We start from the raw sequence: 234 nt of genomic DNA, 5'->3' as shown, positions 1-234 counted from the left end.
AATCAGCTTCAGGACTCGCTTGTCTGTCACTCTCCTTGCCACTCTTGCCATGAGAATGTCGTGGTTCACCCGGTCAAAGAACTTTTCCAAATCTATATCTACGACCCATCGCAGACCGCTTTGGATATATCGCTGGGCTTGCTTCACGGCATCGTGTGCTCTCTTCCCCGGTCTAAAGCCGTAGCTGTACCAAGAGAAGTGGGCATCGAAAATCGGGTTCATCACTTGCAGAAG

Annotated in this window: 1 protein-coding gene; it reads right to left on the bottom strand. The window is 50.4% G+C overall.

Features of this window, described 5'->3' with window-relative positions; all coding sequences use genetic code 11:
• The coding region (locus tag M0651_RS24000) for a reverse transcriptase domain-containing protein (protein WP_248554164.1) at positions 1-234 on the bottom strand (234 nt) is incomplete at both ends.

Origin of the sequence: Paenibacillus mellifer (assembly GCF_023195895.1) — a bacterium.
In the GTDB taxonomy this organism is placed as follows: domain Bacteria; phylum Bacillota; class Bacilli; order Paenibacillales; family Paenibacillaceae; genus Fontibacillus; species Fontibacillus mellifer.
This window is presented reverse-complemented; position numbering and strand designations above follow the sequence as displayed.